Source organism: Arthrobacter sp. KUASC02 (genome assembly GCF_059739395.1).
Genome location: NZ_AP046053.1, coordinates 4,114,012 through 4,129,881, shown reverse-complemented (window position 1 = coordinate 4,129,881; position 15,870 = coordinate 4,114,012). Strand labels below are relative to the sequence as shown.

Below are 15,870 nucleotides of genomic sequence, written 5' to 3'. Positions count from 1 at the left end.
AGGACGCCATGCAAATTGCTGTACTAGGAACCGGGACCGTTGGCCGGACCATGGCCGGAGCGCTGGCAGGCCTCGGCCACGAAATCGTCATCGGAACCCGCGATCCGAAGGCGACCCTGGCCCGCACGGAGCCGGACTCCATGGGTGCGGCTCCCTTCAGTACGTGGCTCCAGGAGCACCCCCACGTCCACCTGGCTGCATACGCAGACGTGGCCGCCGGGGCGGAGCTGGTGGTCAACGCAACTGAAGGCGCGAGTTCCCTCGCTGCGCTTGCTGCCGCCGGTGCGGAGAATCTTGCCGGCAAGATTCTCGTGGACATCTCGAATCCCCTGGATTTCTCCCATGGCATGCCGCCGACGCTCAACCCGGTCAACACGGACAGCCTGGGCGAGCAGATCCAGCGGAAGTTCCCCGACGCCAAAGTGGTCAAGACCCTCAATACGATGAACGCGAGCCTGATGGTTGACCCCGGCCGTGCGGCTGGAGGGGACCATTCCGTGTTCGTCTCGGGCAACGATGCCGACGCCAAGCACGAAGTGGTCACGCTCCTCAAGAGCCTTGGGCATCAGGACGTGATTGACCTGGGCGACATCACTACGGCACGCGGCACCGAAATGCTCCTGCCGGTCTGGATCCGGCTCTGGGGGGCGCTGGGTACCGCAAACTTCAATTTCAAGATCGCACGCTGAGTCAGGGGCGGGGCATGGATGCACTGCTCACCGTAGTGGCCTGCCTCGCGCTTGTTGCCGGGTTCACCCTGGCGGGGATATCCGTCTTGAAGCGTCGCGGAAGCGCCAAGGGGGCACCGGGAACGCTGGGCAGTGTTCTGGGCATCCTTGATGCCACCGGAGCCCCCACCCGCACGGAATCTGCGGCCGCCAGGGAAGAGCTGAAACAGCGGCGGCACGAGTCCGCGCAGTCCGGTAAGGGTCCCGACCACAACGAGGCCTACACCGGAAAAATCACCATCAGGGCTGTCCGGCCGCCCGCGGCGGCACCTGAGCAACCCGCGGCGGCACCTAATAAAACAGGGGCCGCCGCGGACGTCAAGGGCACGAACACTATCTGAGACAAATTCCCACGCCGCAACAGTGCCGGGTAACATCCCATAGGAACACGTAACCCGGCTCACAGTATCCAGCGCAGTGTACGAGCCAAGTCCGAACCCTCGAAAGATAGTTTCCATGGCTGACACTGCAGTAAATCCAGGCTCCCATCTCGCAGCAGGCGCTGACCCGGCAGGCTCCGATGCCAGTAGCGATCTTGCGTCCGAACTCCGGGCGGATGTCCGCCGCGTCTCCACCCTGCTGGGCGAATCGCTGGTCCGCCAGCACGGGCCCGAGCTCCTCGACCTTGTGGAGCAGGTCCGCCTCCTGACCAAGGAATCCAAGGAAGCCGCCCGCGGCGGCGCCGATGCCACCGGCCCCTGGAGCTCGCACGACGTCGTCGCCCAGGTCCGCGAGCTGCTCGGTTCCCTGCCGATTGACCAGGCCACCGACTTGGTCCGCGCCTTTGCGTTCTACTTCCACCTGGCCAACGCCGCCGAGCAGGTCCACCGGGTCCGCGGACTGCGGACCCGCCAGGAAAAGGACGGCTGGCTGGCCAAGGCCGTGGAGGAGATTTCCGGCCAGGCCGGACCGGCCGTGCTCCAGGAAGTGGTCAACGAGCTGGACGTCCGTCCCATCTTCACGGCCCACCCCACCGAAGCGTCCCGCCGCTCCGTCCTGGACAAGATCCGCCGGCTGTCCGACGTCCTGGCAGTTTCCACCGAGGAAGGCACCTCTGCCCGCCGGCGCCAGGACCGCCAGCTCGCCGAAGTGATCGACCAGATGTGGCAGACGGACGAGCTCCGCCAGGTCCGGCCCACCCCGGTGGATGAGGCCCGCAACGCCATCTACTACCTCAACAGCATCCTCACCGACGCCATGCCGGAGATGCTCTCCGACCTCTCCGAGCTGCTGGCCGACCACGGAGTCACGCTGCCGTCGCAGAAGGCCCCCATCCGCTTCGGCTCCTGGATCGGCGGCGACCGCGACGGCAACCCGAACGTCACCGCCGCCGTCACGCGGGAGATCCTCCAGATCCAGAACCAGCACGCCGTCCGGATCAGCATCGCCATGATCGACGAGCTCATTGCCATCCTGTCCAACTCCACGGCACTGGCCGGGGCGGACCAGGAACTGCTCGACTCGATCGACACTGACCTCAAGAACCTGCCGGGCCTGGACCGCCGGGTGCTGGAACTCAATGCCCAGGAGCCCTACCGGCTCAAACTCACCTGCATCAAGGCCAAGCTGCTCAACACGGCCAAACGCGTCGCGGCAGGCTCCGCGCACGAGCCGGGCCGGGATTACACCTCAACCGCGGGTGTCCTCGCGGAGCTTGGCCTGCTGGAGGAATCCCTCCGCAACCACCACGCCGGACTGGCTGCCGACGGTGCCCTGGCGAGGGTGCGCCGCGCCATCGCCTCCTTCGGGCTGCACCTGGCCACCCTGGACATCCGCGAGCACGCCGACCACCACCATGACGCCGTCGGGCAGCTCATGGACCGCCTGGGCGGCCCCGGTGTGCGGTACTCCGAACTCAGCCGCGCCGAACGCCTGGAAGTGCTGGGGGCGGAACTGGGCTCCCGCCGTCCGCTGTCCGGCCACCCGATCAAGCTCGACGGCGTCGCTGACGGCACGTACGACGTCTTCCGTGAGATCCGCCGCGCCCTGAAGACCTACGGCCCGGACGTCATCGAGACGTACATCATTTCGATGACCCGCGGTGCGGACGACGTCCTGGCCGCTGCGGTGCTGGCCCGCGAAGCAGGGCTGGTCAGCCTCTTCGGTGAGGCGCCGTACGCGAAGATCGGTTTTGCGCCGCTGCTGGAAACGGTGGAGGAGCTGCGGGCTTCGGCGGAGATCGTGGACCAGCTGCTGTCCGATCCGTCCTACCGGGAACTCGTCCGGCTGCGCGGCGACGTGCAGGAAATCATGCTTGGCTACTCGGACTCGAACAAGGAATCCGGCGTGATGACCAGCCAGTGGGAGATCCACAAGACCCAGCGGAAGCTGCGTGACGTCGCGGCCAAGCATGGCGTGCGGGTGCGCCTCTTCCACGGCCGCGGCGGATCCGTGGGCCGCGGCGGCGGGCCCACCTACGACGCGATCATGGCCCAGCCGAACGGTGTCCTCGAAGGTGAAATCAAGTTCACCGAGCAGGGCGAAGTCATCTCGGACAAGTACTCGCTGCCCGAGTTGTCACGCGAAAACCTGGAGCTTTCGCTCGCCGCCGTCATGCAGGGTTCTGCGCTGCACCGGACCCCGCGCACCTCCGAGGACCAGCGCGAGCGCTACGGCCACGTCATGGAGACCATCTCCGACGCCGCCTTCGCCCGGTACCGCTCGCTTATTGACGACCCGGACCTGCCGGCCTACTTCATGGCCTCCACCCCCGTGGAACAGCTCGGCTCGCTGAACATCGGCTCGCGTCCGTCCAAGCGGCCGGACTCGGGCGCCGGGCTGGGCGGGCTGCGCGCCATCCCGTGGGTCTTCGGCTGGACCCAGTCGCGGCAGATTGTGCCGGGCTGGTTCGGCGTAGGTTCCGGGCTGAAGGCCGCCCGCGAAGCAGGCAACACGGAACAGCTCGTGGAAATGATGGAGGGGTGGCACTTCTTCCGCTCGGTCCTGTCCAACGTGGAAATGACGCTGGCCAAGACGGACATGGACATTGCCGGCTACTACGTTTCCACGCTGGTCCCGGAAGAGCTGCACCACCTGTTCCGGGCCATTCGGGACGAATACGAACTCACCGTCACCGAGATCCAGAACCTCACCGGCGAACACGTGCTCCTCGACGCGCAGCCCACCCTCAAGCGCTCCCTGGAGATCCGCGACCAGTACCTGGACCCCATCAGCTACCTGCAGGTGGAACTGATGCGCCGCATCCGGGCCGAAGGTTCCGAGGGCGAGAGCATCTCCGGTGCAGAGATTGACGAGCGCCTGCAGCGGGCCATGCTCATCACCGTCAACGGTGTAGCAGCCGGCCTCCGCAACACCGGATAATGCCCAACGCTCTTTCACTTCCTGTGGGGATTCCCCCAACGCTCTCTCCCCGGTGAGAGAGCGTTGGGGGAAAAGCCCCGAAAAGTGAGAGAGCGTCGTGGGGTGAGGTTAGGGTTGCATTCATGCCTTCGTTCCAGACCAGACTCAAGATCACCGGGCTGAAGCCTGGCAACGCTCCCGAGGCCGTGATGGCTGCCGCCGTCGAAGCCCTGGGAACAAGGCACCACGTGGAATCCAACCAGCTGCAGATCGCCGGCGGAGTGCCGGAACTGAACCTCCGCTTCCTGGTGGAGGCGACCGGGTACACCGGGGAGAACAACCAGGCGCGGGAATCGGCAGCGATGATGCGCGACGCCGTCGAACGCGTTGCGGTGACCGGTGCACTTCTGGTGCTCCGCCGCAGCCGCGGCCGCTGGGCTCCCGTCTGACCTGGGCTCCAGTCTAGCCCGAAGGCGCCGTGTCCGGGCTGGGGTCCTCCGCCGGCTCGTCCACCGGGGACCGGCTGCCGCGGCGGCGGGTGACAATCATGCCCACCACCGCTCCGATCACCAGTCCGAGGGCGACGCCGATCAGCGAGCTTGCCCAGAACGGCAGCTTGGTGGCGGAGCCGGTGAAGTAGCCGAGCCCCGTGAGCCAGGTGCCCCAGAGAACTCCGCCCACGGCCGCGCAGAAGCTGAACGCGCGGGTGGTGACGTCGGCGATGCCGGCAGCGGCCGACGTCGCCAGCCGGCCGCCCGGAATGAACCGGACGCCGATGATGGCCCCGTAGGTGGTGGAACGGCCTGCCTTGGCGATGGCCGCGTGGATGCCGCGGTGGAATTTGCGGCCCCACCGCCACCGGTCCAGGACATGGCCCAGGCGGCGCTTGAACAGCTGGAACACCACTACATCGCCGATCCACGACGCCAGCGCGGCAAGGAAGCCCACCAGCAGGAAATTGGCCCGGCCTTCGGCGGACAGAGCTCCGCCCGTGATCACCACCATTTCGGAGGGGACGGGCGGGAAAATGGCGTCGCCAAGGACGATGGGGATGATCCAGAAATAGATCGCGGCGCCCCAGGTGTCAGCGTTGGCGAGGTCCATGGGCACAAGGTACCTCATTTTTGCGCCTCGGGCGGGCCGGGGAGGTCTTACTACGCCAGTCTTGGCCGGGCCTACGCAGGAGCTTCGCTCAGCCGGAGCCGGCTGCGGTATTCCACCGGCTGCTTGGTGATGGGGTCCACGAAACGGATCCCGCGGGCCAGCAGCTGGAGCGGCCTGGTGTAGTCGTCCGGAGCCTTGTCCAGCAGGTCCGGGTAGAACGCATCGTTGACGATCCCCAGCCCCAGCGACGCCATGTGCACCCTGAGCTGGTGGGTCTTTCCGGAGTGCGGTTCAAGCCGGTACAGTGCGCGCCGTTCCGGGGCACGTACTGAACCCGCGGCACCTGCTGAAGTGCCGGCGTCGAACGTTTTCATCACGTCAATGCGGGTTTCCGCGTTGGGTTCGCCGTCGATGACTTCGGCGAGCAGGTAGCTGCGGGACTTGGTCATGCGGTTCCGCACCACCACCGGGAAGTCGACGGCGGGATGTCCCGCTGCCGGTTCGGCGGCGGACACGCACTCGTACTCCTTCTGGACCTGGCGCTTTTCGAACAGCACCTGGTACCTGCCGCGGGTCTCCGGGTTGGTGGAGAGCAGGAGGATGCCGGCCGTCATCCGGTCCAGGCGGTGCATGGGGATCAGGTCCGGGAGGTCCAGCTGGTTCCGGAGCCGCACCAGGGCCGACTCCTGGATGTAGGTGCCGCCCGGGGTGGTGGGCAGGAAGTGTGGCTTGTCCACCACCAGGATGTGGTCGTCCTGGTGCAGGATGCTGAGCTCAACCGGCAGCCGCGTCTCCGGCGGCAGCGTGCGGTAGTACCAGATGAAGGTGTGGTCCTCGAGCCTGGTCCGCCTGTCCAGGGGGACGCCGCCCTCGCCCACGATCTCGCCGGCGTCGAACCGGTCCTCGATGCCCTGCGGGTCGATGTGGCCCCAGCGGTGCATCATGTAGTCCATCGCGGTGTCCCACGGCCCCTCGTCCGGGAGGCGCAGGCGGGTCGCGTTCACGCCGTCGCGCACGGGAAGGGGGGATTGCATCACCGGTCCATTCTACTTGGCTGCCTCCCGGCGCCGACGGTAAAAAAGTTCTTGACAAATAAAATTGTCGGTGACGATACTTAAACCATGTTGGACATCGAAGTGATCGAGGACCCGGCAGCGGCGGAAGCCTCGCTGGACCCCATCCGGACCCGCATCCTCCAGGAGCTTGCGGAGCCCGGCTCGGCCACCCAGCTCGCCGCGAAAGTGGGGCTGCCGCGGCAGAAGGTGAACTACCACCTCAAGGCGCTGGAGCGGCACGGCCTGGTGGAGCTGGTGGAGGAGCGCCGCAAGGGCAACGTCACCGAACGGGTGCTCCAGGCCACGGCCGCTTCCTACCTGATTTCGCCGGTGGCCCTGGCCTCCGTGGCCCCGGATCCGCACCGTTTCGCGGACCGGTTCTCCGCCTTCTGGCTGCTGGCGCTCGCCGGGCGCATGGTCCAGGAAGTGGGGAAGCTCATCGCCGGGGCCGCGGCCGCACGGCAGAAACTCGCCACGTTCGCGATCGACGGCGAAATCACCTTCCGCACCGCCGCGGACCGGGCAGCGTTCGCCGAAGAGCTCGGCGTCGCCGTCACCCGGCTCGTGGACAAGTACCACGACGGCGGCGGGACGGGCGGGCGGAAGCACCGGCTCGTCGTCGCGCTTCACCCGGCACTCAAAGAACCAAAACAAACCACCCCGTCCGGGGATAAGGAACAGGAGCAGGACAATGACTGACAACCGGAAATTCGAGATTGTTTACGACACCGAGCTGCCCGGCACCCCCGAGCGCGTCTGGGAAGCCGTTACCAACGGGACGCCCGGCTGGATGTTCCCCACGGACCAGTGGCCGGCCGTGAAAACCGTGGAGGAGTATCCGCAGCACCTGGTCTCGCGCATGGACGGGCCGGACGGCTGGTTCAACCAGCTGGAGCACGTCCTGGAACCGCTCGACGGCGGCCGGGCCAGGCTGCATTACGTGCACAGCGGCATCTTCGCCGACAACTGGGACGGGCAGTACGACGGCGCCAGCAAGCACACCGAGTTCTACCTCCACACCCTGGGCCAGTACCTGGAATACTTCGACGGCCGGCCCGTGGTGTTCACGGACATCCAGGGCCCTGCCGCATCACAGGTCCCGGACGGCTTCGTGCAGCTGAAGAAGGCGCTGGGCGTCGACGCCGCGTCGCAAGGGGACACCTTTGATGTGGAGCTCGACGGCGTCGGGCGGCTGACGGGGCAGGTTGACTTCGCCAACGAGAACTTCCTGGGCCTGCGCACCGCCGACACCATGTACCGCTTCTTCGGCCGCAACGCCTTTGGCGCACCGGTGGGCATGACCGTCCACGATTTCAGCGGCCGCGGGGATTCCGAAGCCACAGCGAAGGCCTGGGGAGACTACCTCGGGAAGGTCTACGCGTAGGCGGCACGTCGACGCGCAGGACGCGACACGCAAACTGGCTGACGCTACGCAAAATGCCTGACGCTACCGGAATACGGGCCGCGTCAGGCATTTTGCGCGTCATTAATGGATGCCCGCTCAGGCGATGGCGACGGCGGGTGTGTGCCGGAGGCTGCGCCGGAGCTGCGGTGCGGCGTCGAGTTTCTCCTGGGCCGAGCGGAGGGCCCGCACCGCTGTCTCCAGTTGCCCGGGCGGAAGCGTGAAGGGGAGGCGCAGGTAGTGTTCGAAAGCCCCGCCGACGCCGAAGCGGGGCCCGGCCGCGAGGCGCACCCCGAAATCCGGGCCGATGACCGTCAGTGCCGTGCTAACAGGTGTCGGGAGCCGGCACCACACGCTCAGCCCGCCGTCGGGCCGTTCCGGCTGCCAGTCGGGGAGGATGCCGCCGATCAGGTCCAGCAGCGCGGCCCGGTTTTCGCGAAGGTCTGCCAGCCGGGCCGGGAGCGGTTCGTCGAGGGACCGGACCAGGTGGGCCGCGGCCAGTTGTTCCACCACGGGTCCGCCCAGGTCCATGGTGGTGCGGGCAGCGGCGAAGCGCCGGATCAGCGAACTGCCTGCCCGGATCCAGCCGGTCCGCAGCCCCGCCCAATGCGACTTGCTCAGGGAGCCGATGGTGACCACTTCCGGGCTGAAGGCCGCCAGCGGGGCGGTACCCACGGCGTCGAGGTTAAGTTCGCGCAGTGTCTCGTCCACTACCAGCACCGTCCCCGCCGCGGCCGCGGCCCGCACCAGCCGGCGGCGCTGGGGGTCGGACATCAGCCGGCCCGTCGGGTTGTGGAAGTCCGGCACCACGTACGCCATCTTGGGGCGCTGCTGCATCATGGCGGCTTCCATGCCGGACACGTCCCAGCCGCGCCCGTGGGGGAGGGCCACCGGCACGGGCCTGCAGCCGCTGGCCCGGATGGCATCGAGGGCGTGCGGGTATGTGGGGTGGTCGACCAGAACTTTGTCCTGCCGTCCGGCCAGGGTCCGGAGCACGATATTCAAGGCGTGCTGCGCGCCCGAGGTCACCAGGATCTGGTCCGCCGTGGTGGGGACGCCGGCTTCCATGTATCGGGCAGCGATCGCCTCGCGAAGGGGTGCGATGCCGATGGCGTCATAACCGAACCCCGGCAGCAGGGCCGGTAGTTCCGTGAGTGCGGCGGCGAAGGCGCGGTGCACCACCTCGCCGCTGGCCGGCAGGGACGCGTAGGCGAGATCGAGCAGGCCCGGCGGCGCCGCCAGTCCCGGCGCACCGGCCAGGGCGGTGGGGCTGATCAGCTCGGTGGCTCCCGGCCCGCCCGCGCCCGCGGGAATCTGCCGGGGGATGCAGGTCCGGCCGCGGCTGCCTTGGCGGCTGCTCAGGAACCCCTGCTCACGGAGGCTCGCATAGGCGGCCGTCACCGTGGTCCGGCTGACTCCCAGCGTTTCGGCCAGGGCGCGCTCGCTGGGCAGCGCCATATCCAGGGGGACGCGTCCGTCCAGAACCAGGAGGCGTACGACGTCGGCCAGTTCCCGGTACGCCGGGGCGGCGCCCCGGTTCCATCCGCCCAGGAGACGCATCAAGGCGGTGGGGTTCAGGGAGCCGGACATGTAGCCAGTATCTCAAACTGGATATGGATTGCAAGGCCAGTTCTAGCGGAGGATGGATTTCATGATGACTCGCAGACTCCTCCAACTGTTCACCGGCCTGGCCATGTACGGCATCTCGCTGGCCATGTTCATCCGTGCCGGCCTGGGCCTCGATCCCTGGGATGTCTTCCACCAGGGTGTGGCAGGAAAGACGGGCCTCTCCATTGGAGCGGTGGTGGTCATCGTGAGCTTCCTTGTCCTGCTCCTGTGGATTCCGCTCCGCCAGTGGCCCGGGTTCGGCACCTTGTGCAACGCCGTGCTGGTGGGTGTCTTCGCTGATGTGGGGCTGGCGCTGATTCCGGAGTTCTCACATCTGGGCGGCCAGATCGGCATGCTGGCGGGGGCCGTACTGCTCAACGGGATCGCGTCGGCCTGCTACATCGGCGCACGCTTCGGCCCGGGCGCCCGCGACGGCCTCATGACCGGCCTGGCGCGGCGGACCGGGTGGTCAGTGCGGACGTCCCGGACGGGCATCGAAATCGTTGTCCTGGCGACAGGCTGGCTGCTGGGCGGATCCGTCGGTGTGGGCACGGTGGTCTACGCCTTGGCCATCGGCCCCCTGGTGCAGCTGCTGCTGCCGCGGTTCACGGTGCCGGAGGCTTCCCGCCCGCTGCCGCCCGGGTCAGGCCCGGATCAGCCGGTTCCCGCAGGTGGCGGCTGGCAGCTCGGGCACCAGTAGATGTCCCGTTCCTCGGTGCCGGCCTGGGTGGCCAGTACGCCGTGGCGGACGGGCGTGCCGCATTTCAGGCACGGCCGGTGCTCACGACCGTATACCCAGTATCCAGGCCGGCCGGACATCCGGCCCACCGGCGTTCCGCGCGGGCTGAGGACGGTGGTGCGGCGGCCCGGTCCGAGATTGGCCTCCAGCAACTGTTTGGCGGTGGCCATCATGGCGGGCAGGTCGGTCACGTGGGAGACCGGCGCGGCGGGGTGGATGCCGGACAGGAAACAGGCCTCGCAGCGGTAGATGTTGCCGATGCCGGCGAGGTTGCGCTGGTCCAGCAGGGCTACGCCGATGGCAACGTCCGGCGCCGCGCGCAGCCGCCGTTCGGCCTCCTCCATGTCCCAGTCCGGGCCCAGGAGATCCGGCCCGAGATGGCCGACGACGGAATCCTCGTCAGCGGTCCGGACCACCTCCAGGATGCCGAGGGAAAAGCCGACGGCGTCCGCGGTGGCAGTGCGGAGCACGCACCGGGCAGTGAACCCCGGTTTCCGCCAGCGTCCGCCGGGCGGGTAGACCTGCCACGCACCCTCCATCTTCAGGTGCGAATGGATGGTCAGCCGTTCGTCATCGGGGCTTCGAAGGCGCATGAGGAGGTGCTTGCCGCGGGGCACCACTTCGTCCACGGTCCAGCCGGCCAGCTTCAGGGTGGCGAACCGTGGCACGCGGAAATCGGAGGCTGTGAGCTGTTGCCCGGCCAGGGCGGCGTGAAGCTGCGCGGCCGCCCGCCAGACGGAGTCGCCTTCAGGCACGGATTCTCAGTCCTTTCGGAGTGGAATAAGCGCCGGCGTGCGTCAGTGCGGCGGCCACGGGCGTGTCCAGGATGCCGTGGCCGTTGACCTTCTCCATGATGAGCTTGTCCACGGCACCGCGCTGGACTACGCCGACCAGCGCGGCCGCGGCGGCGGCCAGTACCTCCGGCTCGTCGTCGAAGGCGAGCAGCGTCTTGCCGCCGCGTTCCACGTAAAGCGCCAACGCGCCGTCGACCATCACCACCAGGGCACCGGCCTTCCTGCCAGGGCGGTGGCCGCTGCCGGCTTCGACATTGAGGGCTGGCCACGGCAGGGCCGCGCCGTAGGGGTTGGCGGGGTCCGTCGCCGCCAGCGCCAGCGCCACGGGCTCCGGCTTCGCCAGCTGGGAGTCATCCGAGTATGACCGCAGCCGGTCCACCGTGGCCGGAACAGCGAACTGGGCGGCGCCGAGGTGTTCGATGAAATAGCCCCGGCGGCAGCGCCCGGCCTCTTCCAGCCTGGCGAGGACTTTGTACATCAGGCCGAATCCACCCAGGATGTTTTCCGCCATGACGGAACCGCGCGTCACGACGCCGTACCGGTCCAGCAGCAGTTCGGCCGTGGCACGGGCATGGATGGTGGGGTCCAGCTCCGGCGACGGGAGGGCCGACCACCTTCCGGCTGCCAGCGGCGGGGTGGGAGCGGCGCCGGTCACGGACCCGTAGCGTCCGCCGGTCAGCCCGGCGGATCCCATCAGGCCCGTGCCGTGGGCGCGTCCCAGCCTGCTCAGGCGTGGTGCGCGGGCCCGCGGCGTCCGGGCTACCTGCCGGTGCGCCGTGTGGCCGCCGGCGATCATGGCGCGGACCGGAGCGAAGGTATCGCCGGTGATGCGGCCAGCCCAGGCAAGGTCCCAGAGGGCGGCCACCACATCCTGGTCGCTCAGCACCGAGTCCATGCCGCCGGCAATATCCTTCAGCTGGCGGAAGAAATAGCCGCCGCCGTTGTCCTGCAGGTGCTCCAGCAGCCGCTGCTGAGCGTCCCCGGGCTCGTAGTCCGGGGCAGGGTTGAGGGTGAGTTCGGCGGAGTCCGCGAGGTGCAGGCTCACCCAGCCGTCATTGCCGGGCAGCGCGCCGGCGCCGGACCAGAGGACTTCTCCGGCGGCCATCAGTTCATCCAGCATGGCGGGCTGGTAGTCACTGACGCGGCTGGCGAGGATCAGCGGTTCCCACGCGGAGGCCGGAACCGGTACACCGGAGAGCTGGTCGACGGCAGTAATGATGCCGTCCAGACCCCGCAGGGCGGACTGGCCCCGGCCGCGTCCGGGGATCCGGACGTTTTGCCAGGCCGGGAGGAACCGTCCGTAGGCGGCGCCGTCCACCGGCTCCACTTCGGCCCGAAGCGCGGCCAGCGAGCGGCGGCGCAGTTTTCGCAGCACCTCGGCGTCGCACCATTCACTGGTGCCGGCCAGCGTGGTGACGGAGGCTGGCGGCGAGGCAGGGACCGCAGCCTCGCCTGGTACTTCGGTTTCGACGGCGGGGGCGGTGGCCTGTCCGGACTGCTGTTCCGGCAGCTGTTCCGGCAGCGGGGCATGCGGGCGGAACTCGCCTTCCACCGCGCGGCCGTCCGCGGCCAGCCGCTTGAGCGCGGTGCCGACGACGGCGACGCCGAGTCCCAGCCGGGCCGCGGCTTCCGCCGCGGTGAACGGCCCGTGGGTGCGGGCGTAGCGGGAGACGAGGTCGCCCAGGGGGTCGGCCACAGGCTCGATGAACGCGAGCGGCACGCCCATGGGCAGCGGCACTCCGATGGCGTCCCGCAGGCGGGCGGCGTCCTCCACGGCCGCAAAGCGTTCGACGCCGCCGATGTTCACCTTGAGTGCGCGGTTGGCCCGTTGCAGCGCGGTGAGGTGGGCGACGGCGTCCGCCACCGGGGCGGGCGCAACACCAGGGGTCTCGGCAGGCTCGACCACCGCGGCAGGCTCGACCACCGGGACAGGCTCAACCGCCGGCTCCAGCCGGGCAGCAACCTCCTCCGGCGTCAGCGGTCCGAGCAGGCGCAGCAGGTCCGCGACGCCTTCCATTCCGCGCACACGGCGGTCCGGGGCCAGCCGCTGCAGTTCACGCTCGGTGGCTTCGATGACCTTGGCGTCCAGCAGTTCGCGCAGCTCCACCCGGCCCAGGAGTTCGTTGAGCAGGGTCGAATCCAGGGCCAGCGCCGCGGCCCGGCGCTCCGCGAGCGGCGAGTCGCCCTCGTACAGGAACTGGGCCACGTAGCCGAACAGCAGGGACTTCGCGAACGGGGAAGGCTGCTGGGTGGTGGTCTCCAGGATCCGCAGTTCGCGCCGCTCAATGGACGCCGCGATGTCCTTCAGCGCCGGGAGGTCGTAGACGTCCTGCAGGCACTCGCGCACTGTTTCCAGCACGATGGGGAACGTTGGATATTTCCGTGCCACGTCCAGCAACTGTGCGGACCGTTGGCGCTGCTGCCACAGGGGCTGCCGCTTCCCGGGGTTCTGCCGCGGCAACAGCAGGGCCCGGGCGGCGCACTCGCGGAAGCGCGAGGCGAAGAGCGCACTGCCGCCCACCTCCGCCGTCACGATCTGCTCCAGCTCGTCGGGTTCGAAGAGGAACAGCTCGGCGCCCGGCGGCTCGTCCTCCATCATGGGCACCCGCAGCACAATGCCGTCGTCCGCGGCCATGGCGGAGCCGTCCATCCCGTAGCGTTGGTGCAGCCGCTGGCCCACGGCGAGCGCCCAGGGTGCGTGCACCGGCATGCCGAAGGGGCTGTGCAGCACCACCCGCCAGTCGCCCAGCTCGTCATGGAACCGCTCCACCACCAGGGTGGTGTCGCTGGGGACCACTTCGGTGGCGAGCTTCTGCTCCGCCAAGTACTGGATCAGGTTGTTGGCGGCGAAGTCGTCCAGGCCGCTGGCCTTGCACCGCTCGGTGGCGGGGCCGACGTCGGACGCGGACAGTTCGCGGACGAACGCGCCGAGGGCCCGGCCCAGGTCAACCGGCCGGCCCAGCGAATCACCCTTCCAGAAGGGGAGCTTGCCCGGCTGCCCGAAGGCCGGGGAAACGAGGACGCGGTCGTGCGTGATGTCCTCGATCTTCCAGCTGGTGGCGCCCAGGGCAAAGATGTCGCCCACCCGGGACTCGTAGACCATTTCCTCGTCGAGTTCGCCCACGCGCCGCCCGCCCTTGGCGGCCGAAGCACCCGGGCTGGCGGCTTTGCCCTCGGTGGAGGGCGACGCGGAGCCTTCCACCTCGGTACCGATGATGTAGACGCCGAACAGCCCGCGGTCCGGAATGGTGCCGCCGGAGGTCACGGCGAGCCGCTGCGCCCCCGGCCGGCCTTCGATGGTGCCGGCATTGCGGTCCCAGATGATCCGCGGCCGCAGCTCGGCGAATTCGTCGGACGGGTAGCGGCCGGCCAGCAGGTCCAGGGTGGCCTCGAATGCGGAGCGGGGGAGGGACGCGAACGGTGCCGAGCGGCGGACGGTGGAGAACCATTCCTCCACGTCGATGGAGCCCAGCGCAGTGGCGGCCACGGTCTGTTGTGCCAGGATGTCCAGCGGGTTGGCGGGAACGCTGAGCCGTTCGATCTTGCCGCCCAGCATGCGTTCCACGGTGATGGCGGTGTGCACGAGGTCGGCGCGGTGCTTGGGGAACAGGACGCCCTGCGAGACTTCACCCACTTGGTGACCGGCGCGGCCCACCCGCTGCAGCCCGCTGGCCACGGACGGGGGCGACTCCACCTGGACTACCAGGTCCACGGCGCCCATGTCGATGCCAAGCTCCAGGGAGGACGTGGCAACAACGCACCGCAGCCGGCCCGACTTGAGGTCGTCCTCGATCAGCGCACGCTGGTCCTTCGAGACGGAGCCGTGGTGGGCCCGCGCCAGGACGGGGTCGGCGCCCGCGGTGCTGCCTGCCTGTGCCATCATGTGCGCGGGCGTTGCCGTGGACGTCGGCATGCCGGCCCCCGCCGATGGCCGTCCGGCCGGCACCGCAGCGAAATCCGGGGCCCCGGCGCCGAATTCACCCCAGCCGCCCGCCGCCACCAGCTGGCGTTCGGCGTGGATCTCGTTGAGGCGGGCGGTCAGCCGTTCAGCCAGGCGCCGCGAGTTGGCGAACACGATGGTGGACTGGTTGGCCATCACCAGGTCCACTATCTTTTCTTCGACATGCGGCCAGATGGAGGCCTGCGGCTGCAGCCCGGAGGCAGGACCGGAATCGAAGGCGCCGGCGGCCCCTTGCAGATCGGACATGTCCTCCACCGGCACGGAGACCGTCAGGTCCCAGTTCTTTTTCGACGGCGGTGCCACGATTTCCACCGGGGCTGAACCTGCCAGGAACTGGGCCACGAGTTCGCGGGGTTCCACTGTGGCCGAGAGGCCGATCCGCTGCGCCGGCTTGGGCAGCAGCGCATCCAGGCGTTCCAGCGAGACAGCCAGGTGCGCGCCGCGCTTGGTGCCGGCGACGGCGTGGACTTCGTCCACGATGATGGTGTCCACCTCGGCCAGTGTTTCCCGGGCCCTGGACGTGAGCATCAGGAACAGGGATTCCGGGGTGGTGATGAGGATGTCCGGCGGGTGGCTGAGCAGCGCGCGGCGGTCCGCCGTCGTCGTATCTCCTGAACGTACGCCCACGGTGATGAGCGGGGCTGGCAGGCCCAGCCTTTTGGCGGTCTGGGTGATCCCGATAAGCGGCGCACGGAGGTTGCGTTCGACGTCGACGCCAAGCGCCTTGAGCGGCGAAATGTACAGGACGCGTGTTTTCCGCTTGGGTGCCTTCGGTTTCCTGCCTTTTGCTGCCGGGTCGAGGCCCGGCAGGGCTTCCGGTTCGGCGGGAGCGGATGACTGGAGGCGGTCCAGCGCCCAGAGGAATGCCGCGAGGGTTTTGCCGGAGCCCGTCGGGGCGACCACCAGAGCGTGGGAACCGGAGGAGATGGCCTGCCAGGCGCCGATTTGCGCGGGAGTGGGCGCGGAAAACGCGCCGAGGAACCATTCCCGGGTGGACTGGCTGAACCTGTCCATGGTCCGCGCGGATGAAGGCCCGCCGGCCGGCGTTCCTGATGGTGTGCCGCCTGATGGCGTTGCCCCCGGTGTCTCACCGGATGCGTCCCCGGCGGGCTCCTTCCCCTGCATTCCTCCATCATGCCTTACACCACTGACACTCTTGGCGGCACCCCCAGCGGGCTC

General features: G+C 68.7%; 12 protein-coding genes. 7 read left to right on the top strand and 5 right to left on the bottom strand.

Going from position 1 to position 15,870, the window contains the following annotated elements:
* Positions 1-8 precede the first annotated feature (8 nt).
* The 4 genes from AC6JAC_RS18940 (at position 9) to AC6JAC_RS18925 (ending at position 4,477) form a co-directional block, all read left to right on the top strand.
* The gene (locus tag AC6JAC_RS18940; RefSeq protein ID WP_028271104.1) at positions 9-689 is read left to right on the top strand and encodes an NADPH-dependent F420 reductase; all 681 of its coding nucleotides are present in this window, start codon (positions 9-11) and stop codon (positions 687-689) included.
* Between the two features lie 14 nt (positions 690-703).
* Positions 704-1,069, top strand: a complete 366-nt coding sequence (locus AC6JAC_RS18935) for a hypothetical protein (protein WP_497966068.1) — start codon at positions 704-706, stop codon at positions 1,067-1,069.
* 115 nt (positions 1,070-1,184) lie between these two features.
* The gene (gene ppc, locus AC6JAC_RS18930) at positions 1,185-4,049 is read left to right on the top strand and encodes a phosphoenolpyruvate carboxylase (RefSeq protein WP_497966066.1); all 2,865 of its coding nucleotides are present in this window, start codon (positions 1,185-1,187) and stop codon (positions 4,047-4,049) included.
* Between the two features lie 122 nt (positions 4,050-4,171).
* A complete protein-coding gene (locus AC6JAC_RS18925) occupies positions 4,172-4,477 on the top strand; it encodes a hypothetical protein (protein WP_497966064.1) in 306 nt (101 codons plus the stop codon).
* 13 nt (positions 4,478-4,490) lie between these two features.
* Here the strand turns inward: AC6JAC_RS18925 and AC6JAC_RS18920 are convergent, their stop codons facing one another.
* Positions 4,491-5,150, bottom strand: coding sequence for a DedA family protein (locus AC6JAC_RS18920; RefSeq protein ID WP_028271100.1), 660 nt, complete (start codon positions 5,148-5,150; stop codon positions 4,491-4,493).
* Positions 5,151-5,203: 53 nt separating this feature from the next.
* Complete coding sequence (locus AC6JAC_RS18915) at positions 5,204-6,166, bottom strand: RluA family pseudouridine synthase (RefSeq protein ID WP_497966873.1); 963 nt, start codon at positions 6,164-6,166, stop codon at positions 5,204-5,206.
* A gap of 87 nt (positions 6,167-6,253) precedes the next feature.
* Here AC6JAC_RS18915 and AC6JAC_RS18910 point away from each other — a divergent pair, with 87 nt between their 5' ends.
* Positions 6,254-6,886, top strand: a complete 633-nt coding sequence (locus tag AC6JAC_RS18910) for a winged helix-turn-helix domain-containing protein (RefSeq protein ID WP_028271098.1) — start codon at positions 6,254-6,256, stop codon at positions 6,884-6,886.
* Entirely contained in the window at positions 6,879-7,571 is a 693-nt protein-coding gene (locus tag AC6JAC_RS18905) for an SRPBCC family protein (protein WP_497966062.1), read from the top strand. The genes AC6JAC_RS18910 and AC6JAC_RS18905 overlap by 8 nt, the downstream gene beginning before the upstream one ends.
* A gap of 117 nt (positions 7,572-7,688) precedes the next feature.
* Here the strand turns inward: AC6JAC_RS18905 and yczR are convergent, their stop codons facing one another.
* Positions 7,689-9,179 carry a MocR-like transcription factor YczR gene (yczR, locus tag AC6JAC_RS18900; RefSeq protein ID WP_497966060.1) on the bottom strand — a complete coding sequence of 497 codons (1,491 nt, stop codon included), beginning with the start codon at positions 9,177-9,179 and terminating at the stop codon, positions 7,689-7,691.
* Between the two features lie 61 nt (positions 9,180-9,240).
* On the opposite strand from yczR, the gene yczE reads away from it, so the two are divergent.
* Positions 9,241-9,897, top strand: a complete 657-nt coding sequence (gene yczE / locus AC6JAC_RS18895) for a membrane protein YczE (RefSeq protein WP_497966058.1) — start codon at positions 9,241-9,243, stop codon at positions 9,895-9,897.
* Here the strand turns inward: yczE and AC6JAC_RS18890 are convergent.
* Together AC6JAC_RS18890 and AC6JAC_RS18885 are read right to left on the bottom strand one after the other, a co-directional pair.
* A complete protein-coding gene (locus AC6JAC_RS18890; RefSeq protein WP_497966056.1) occupies positions 9,852-10,691 on the bottom strand; it encodes a DNA-formamidopyrimidine glycosylase family protein in 840 nt (279 codons plus the stop codon). The two genes, yczE and AC6JAC_RS18890, sit on opposite strands and share 46 nt — an antisense overlap.
* Entirely contained in the window at positions 10,684-15,705 is a 5,022-nt protein-coding gene (locus AC6JAC_RS18885; RefSeq protein WP_497966871.1) for an ATP-dependent helicase, read from the bottom strand. The genes AC6JAC_RS18890 and AC6JAC_RS18885 overlap by 8 nt, the downstream gene beginning before the upstream one ends.
* Positions 15,706-15,870 lie beyond the last annotated feature (165 nt).

Excerpts from the sequence above, each read along its gene's own strand:
- AC6JAC_RS18935 (WP_497966068.1), top strand. The coding sequence starts at position 704 with ATGGATGCACTGCTCACCGTAGTGGCCTGCCTCGCGCTTGTTGCCGGG.
- yczE (WP_497966058.1), top strand. The coding sequence starts at position 9,241 with ATGATGACTCGCAGACTCCTCCAACTGTTCACCGGCCTGGCCATGTAC.
- AC6JAC_RS18940 (WP_028271104.1), top strand. The coding sequence starts at position 9 with ATGCAAATTGCTGTACTAGGAACCGGGACCGTTGGCCGGACCATGGCC.
- yczR (WP_497966060.1), bottom strand. The coding sequence starts at position 9,179 with ATGTCCGGCTCCCTGAACCCCACCGCCTTGATGCGTCTCCTGGGCGGA.
- AC6JAC_RS18905 (WP_497966062.1), top strand. The coding sequence starts at position 6,879 with ATGACTGACAACCGGAAATTCGAGATTGTTTACGACACCGAGCTGCCC.
- AC6JAC_RS18915 (WP_497966873.1), bottom strand. The coding sequence starts at position 6,166 with ATGCAATCCCCCCTTCCCGTGCGCGACGGCGTGAACGCGACCCGCCTG.
- AC6JAC_RS18920 (WP_028271100.1), bottom strand. The coding sequence starts at position 5,150 with ATGAGGTACCTTGTGCCCATGGACCTCGCCAACGCTGACACCTGGGGC.
- AC6JAC_RS18885 (WP_497966871.1), bottom strand. The coding sequence starts at position 15,705 with ATGGACAGGTTCAGCCAGTCCACCCGGGAATGGTTCCTCGGCGCGTTT.
- AC6JAC_RS18910 (WP_028271098.1), top strand. The coding sequence starts at position 6,254 with ATGTTGGACATCGAAGTGATCGAGGACCCGGCAGCGGCGGAAGCCTCG.
- AC6JAC_RS18925 (WP_497966064.1), top strand. The coding sequence starts at position 4,172 with ATGCCTTCGTTCCAGACCAGACTCAAGATCACCGGGCTGAAGCCTGGC.
- ppc (WP_497966066.1), top strand. The coding sequence starts at position 1,185 with ATGGCTGACACTGCAGTAAATCCAGGCTCCCATCTCGCAGCAGGCGCT.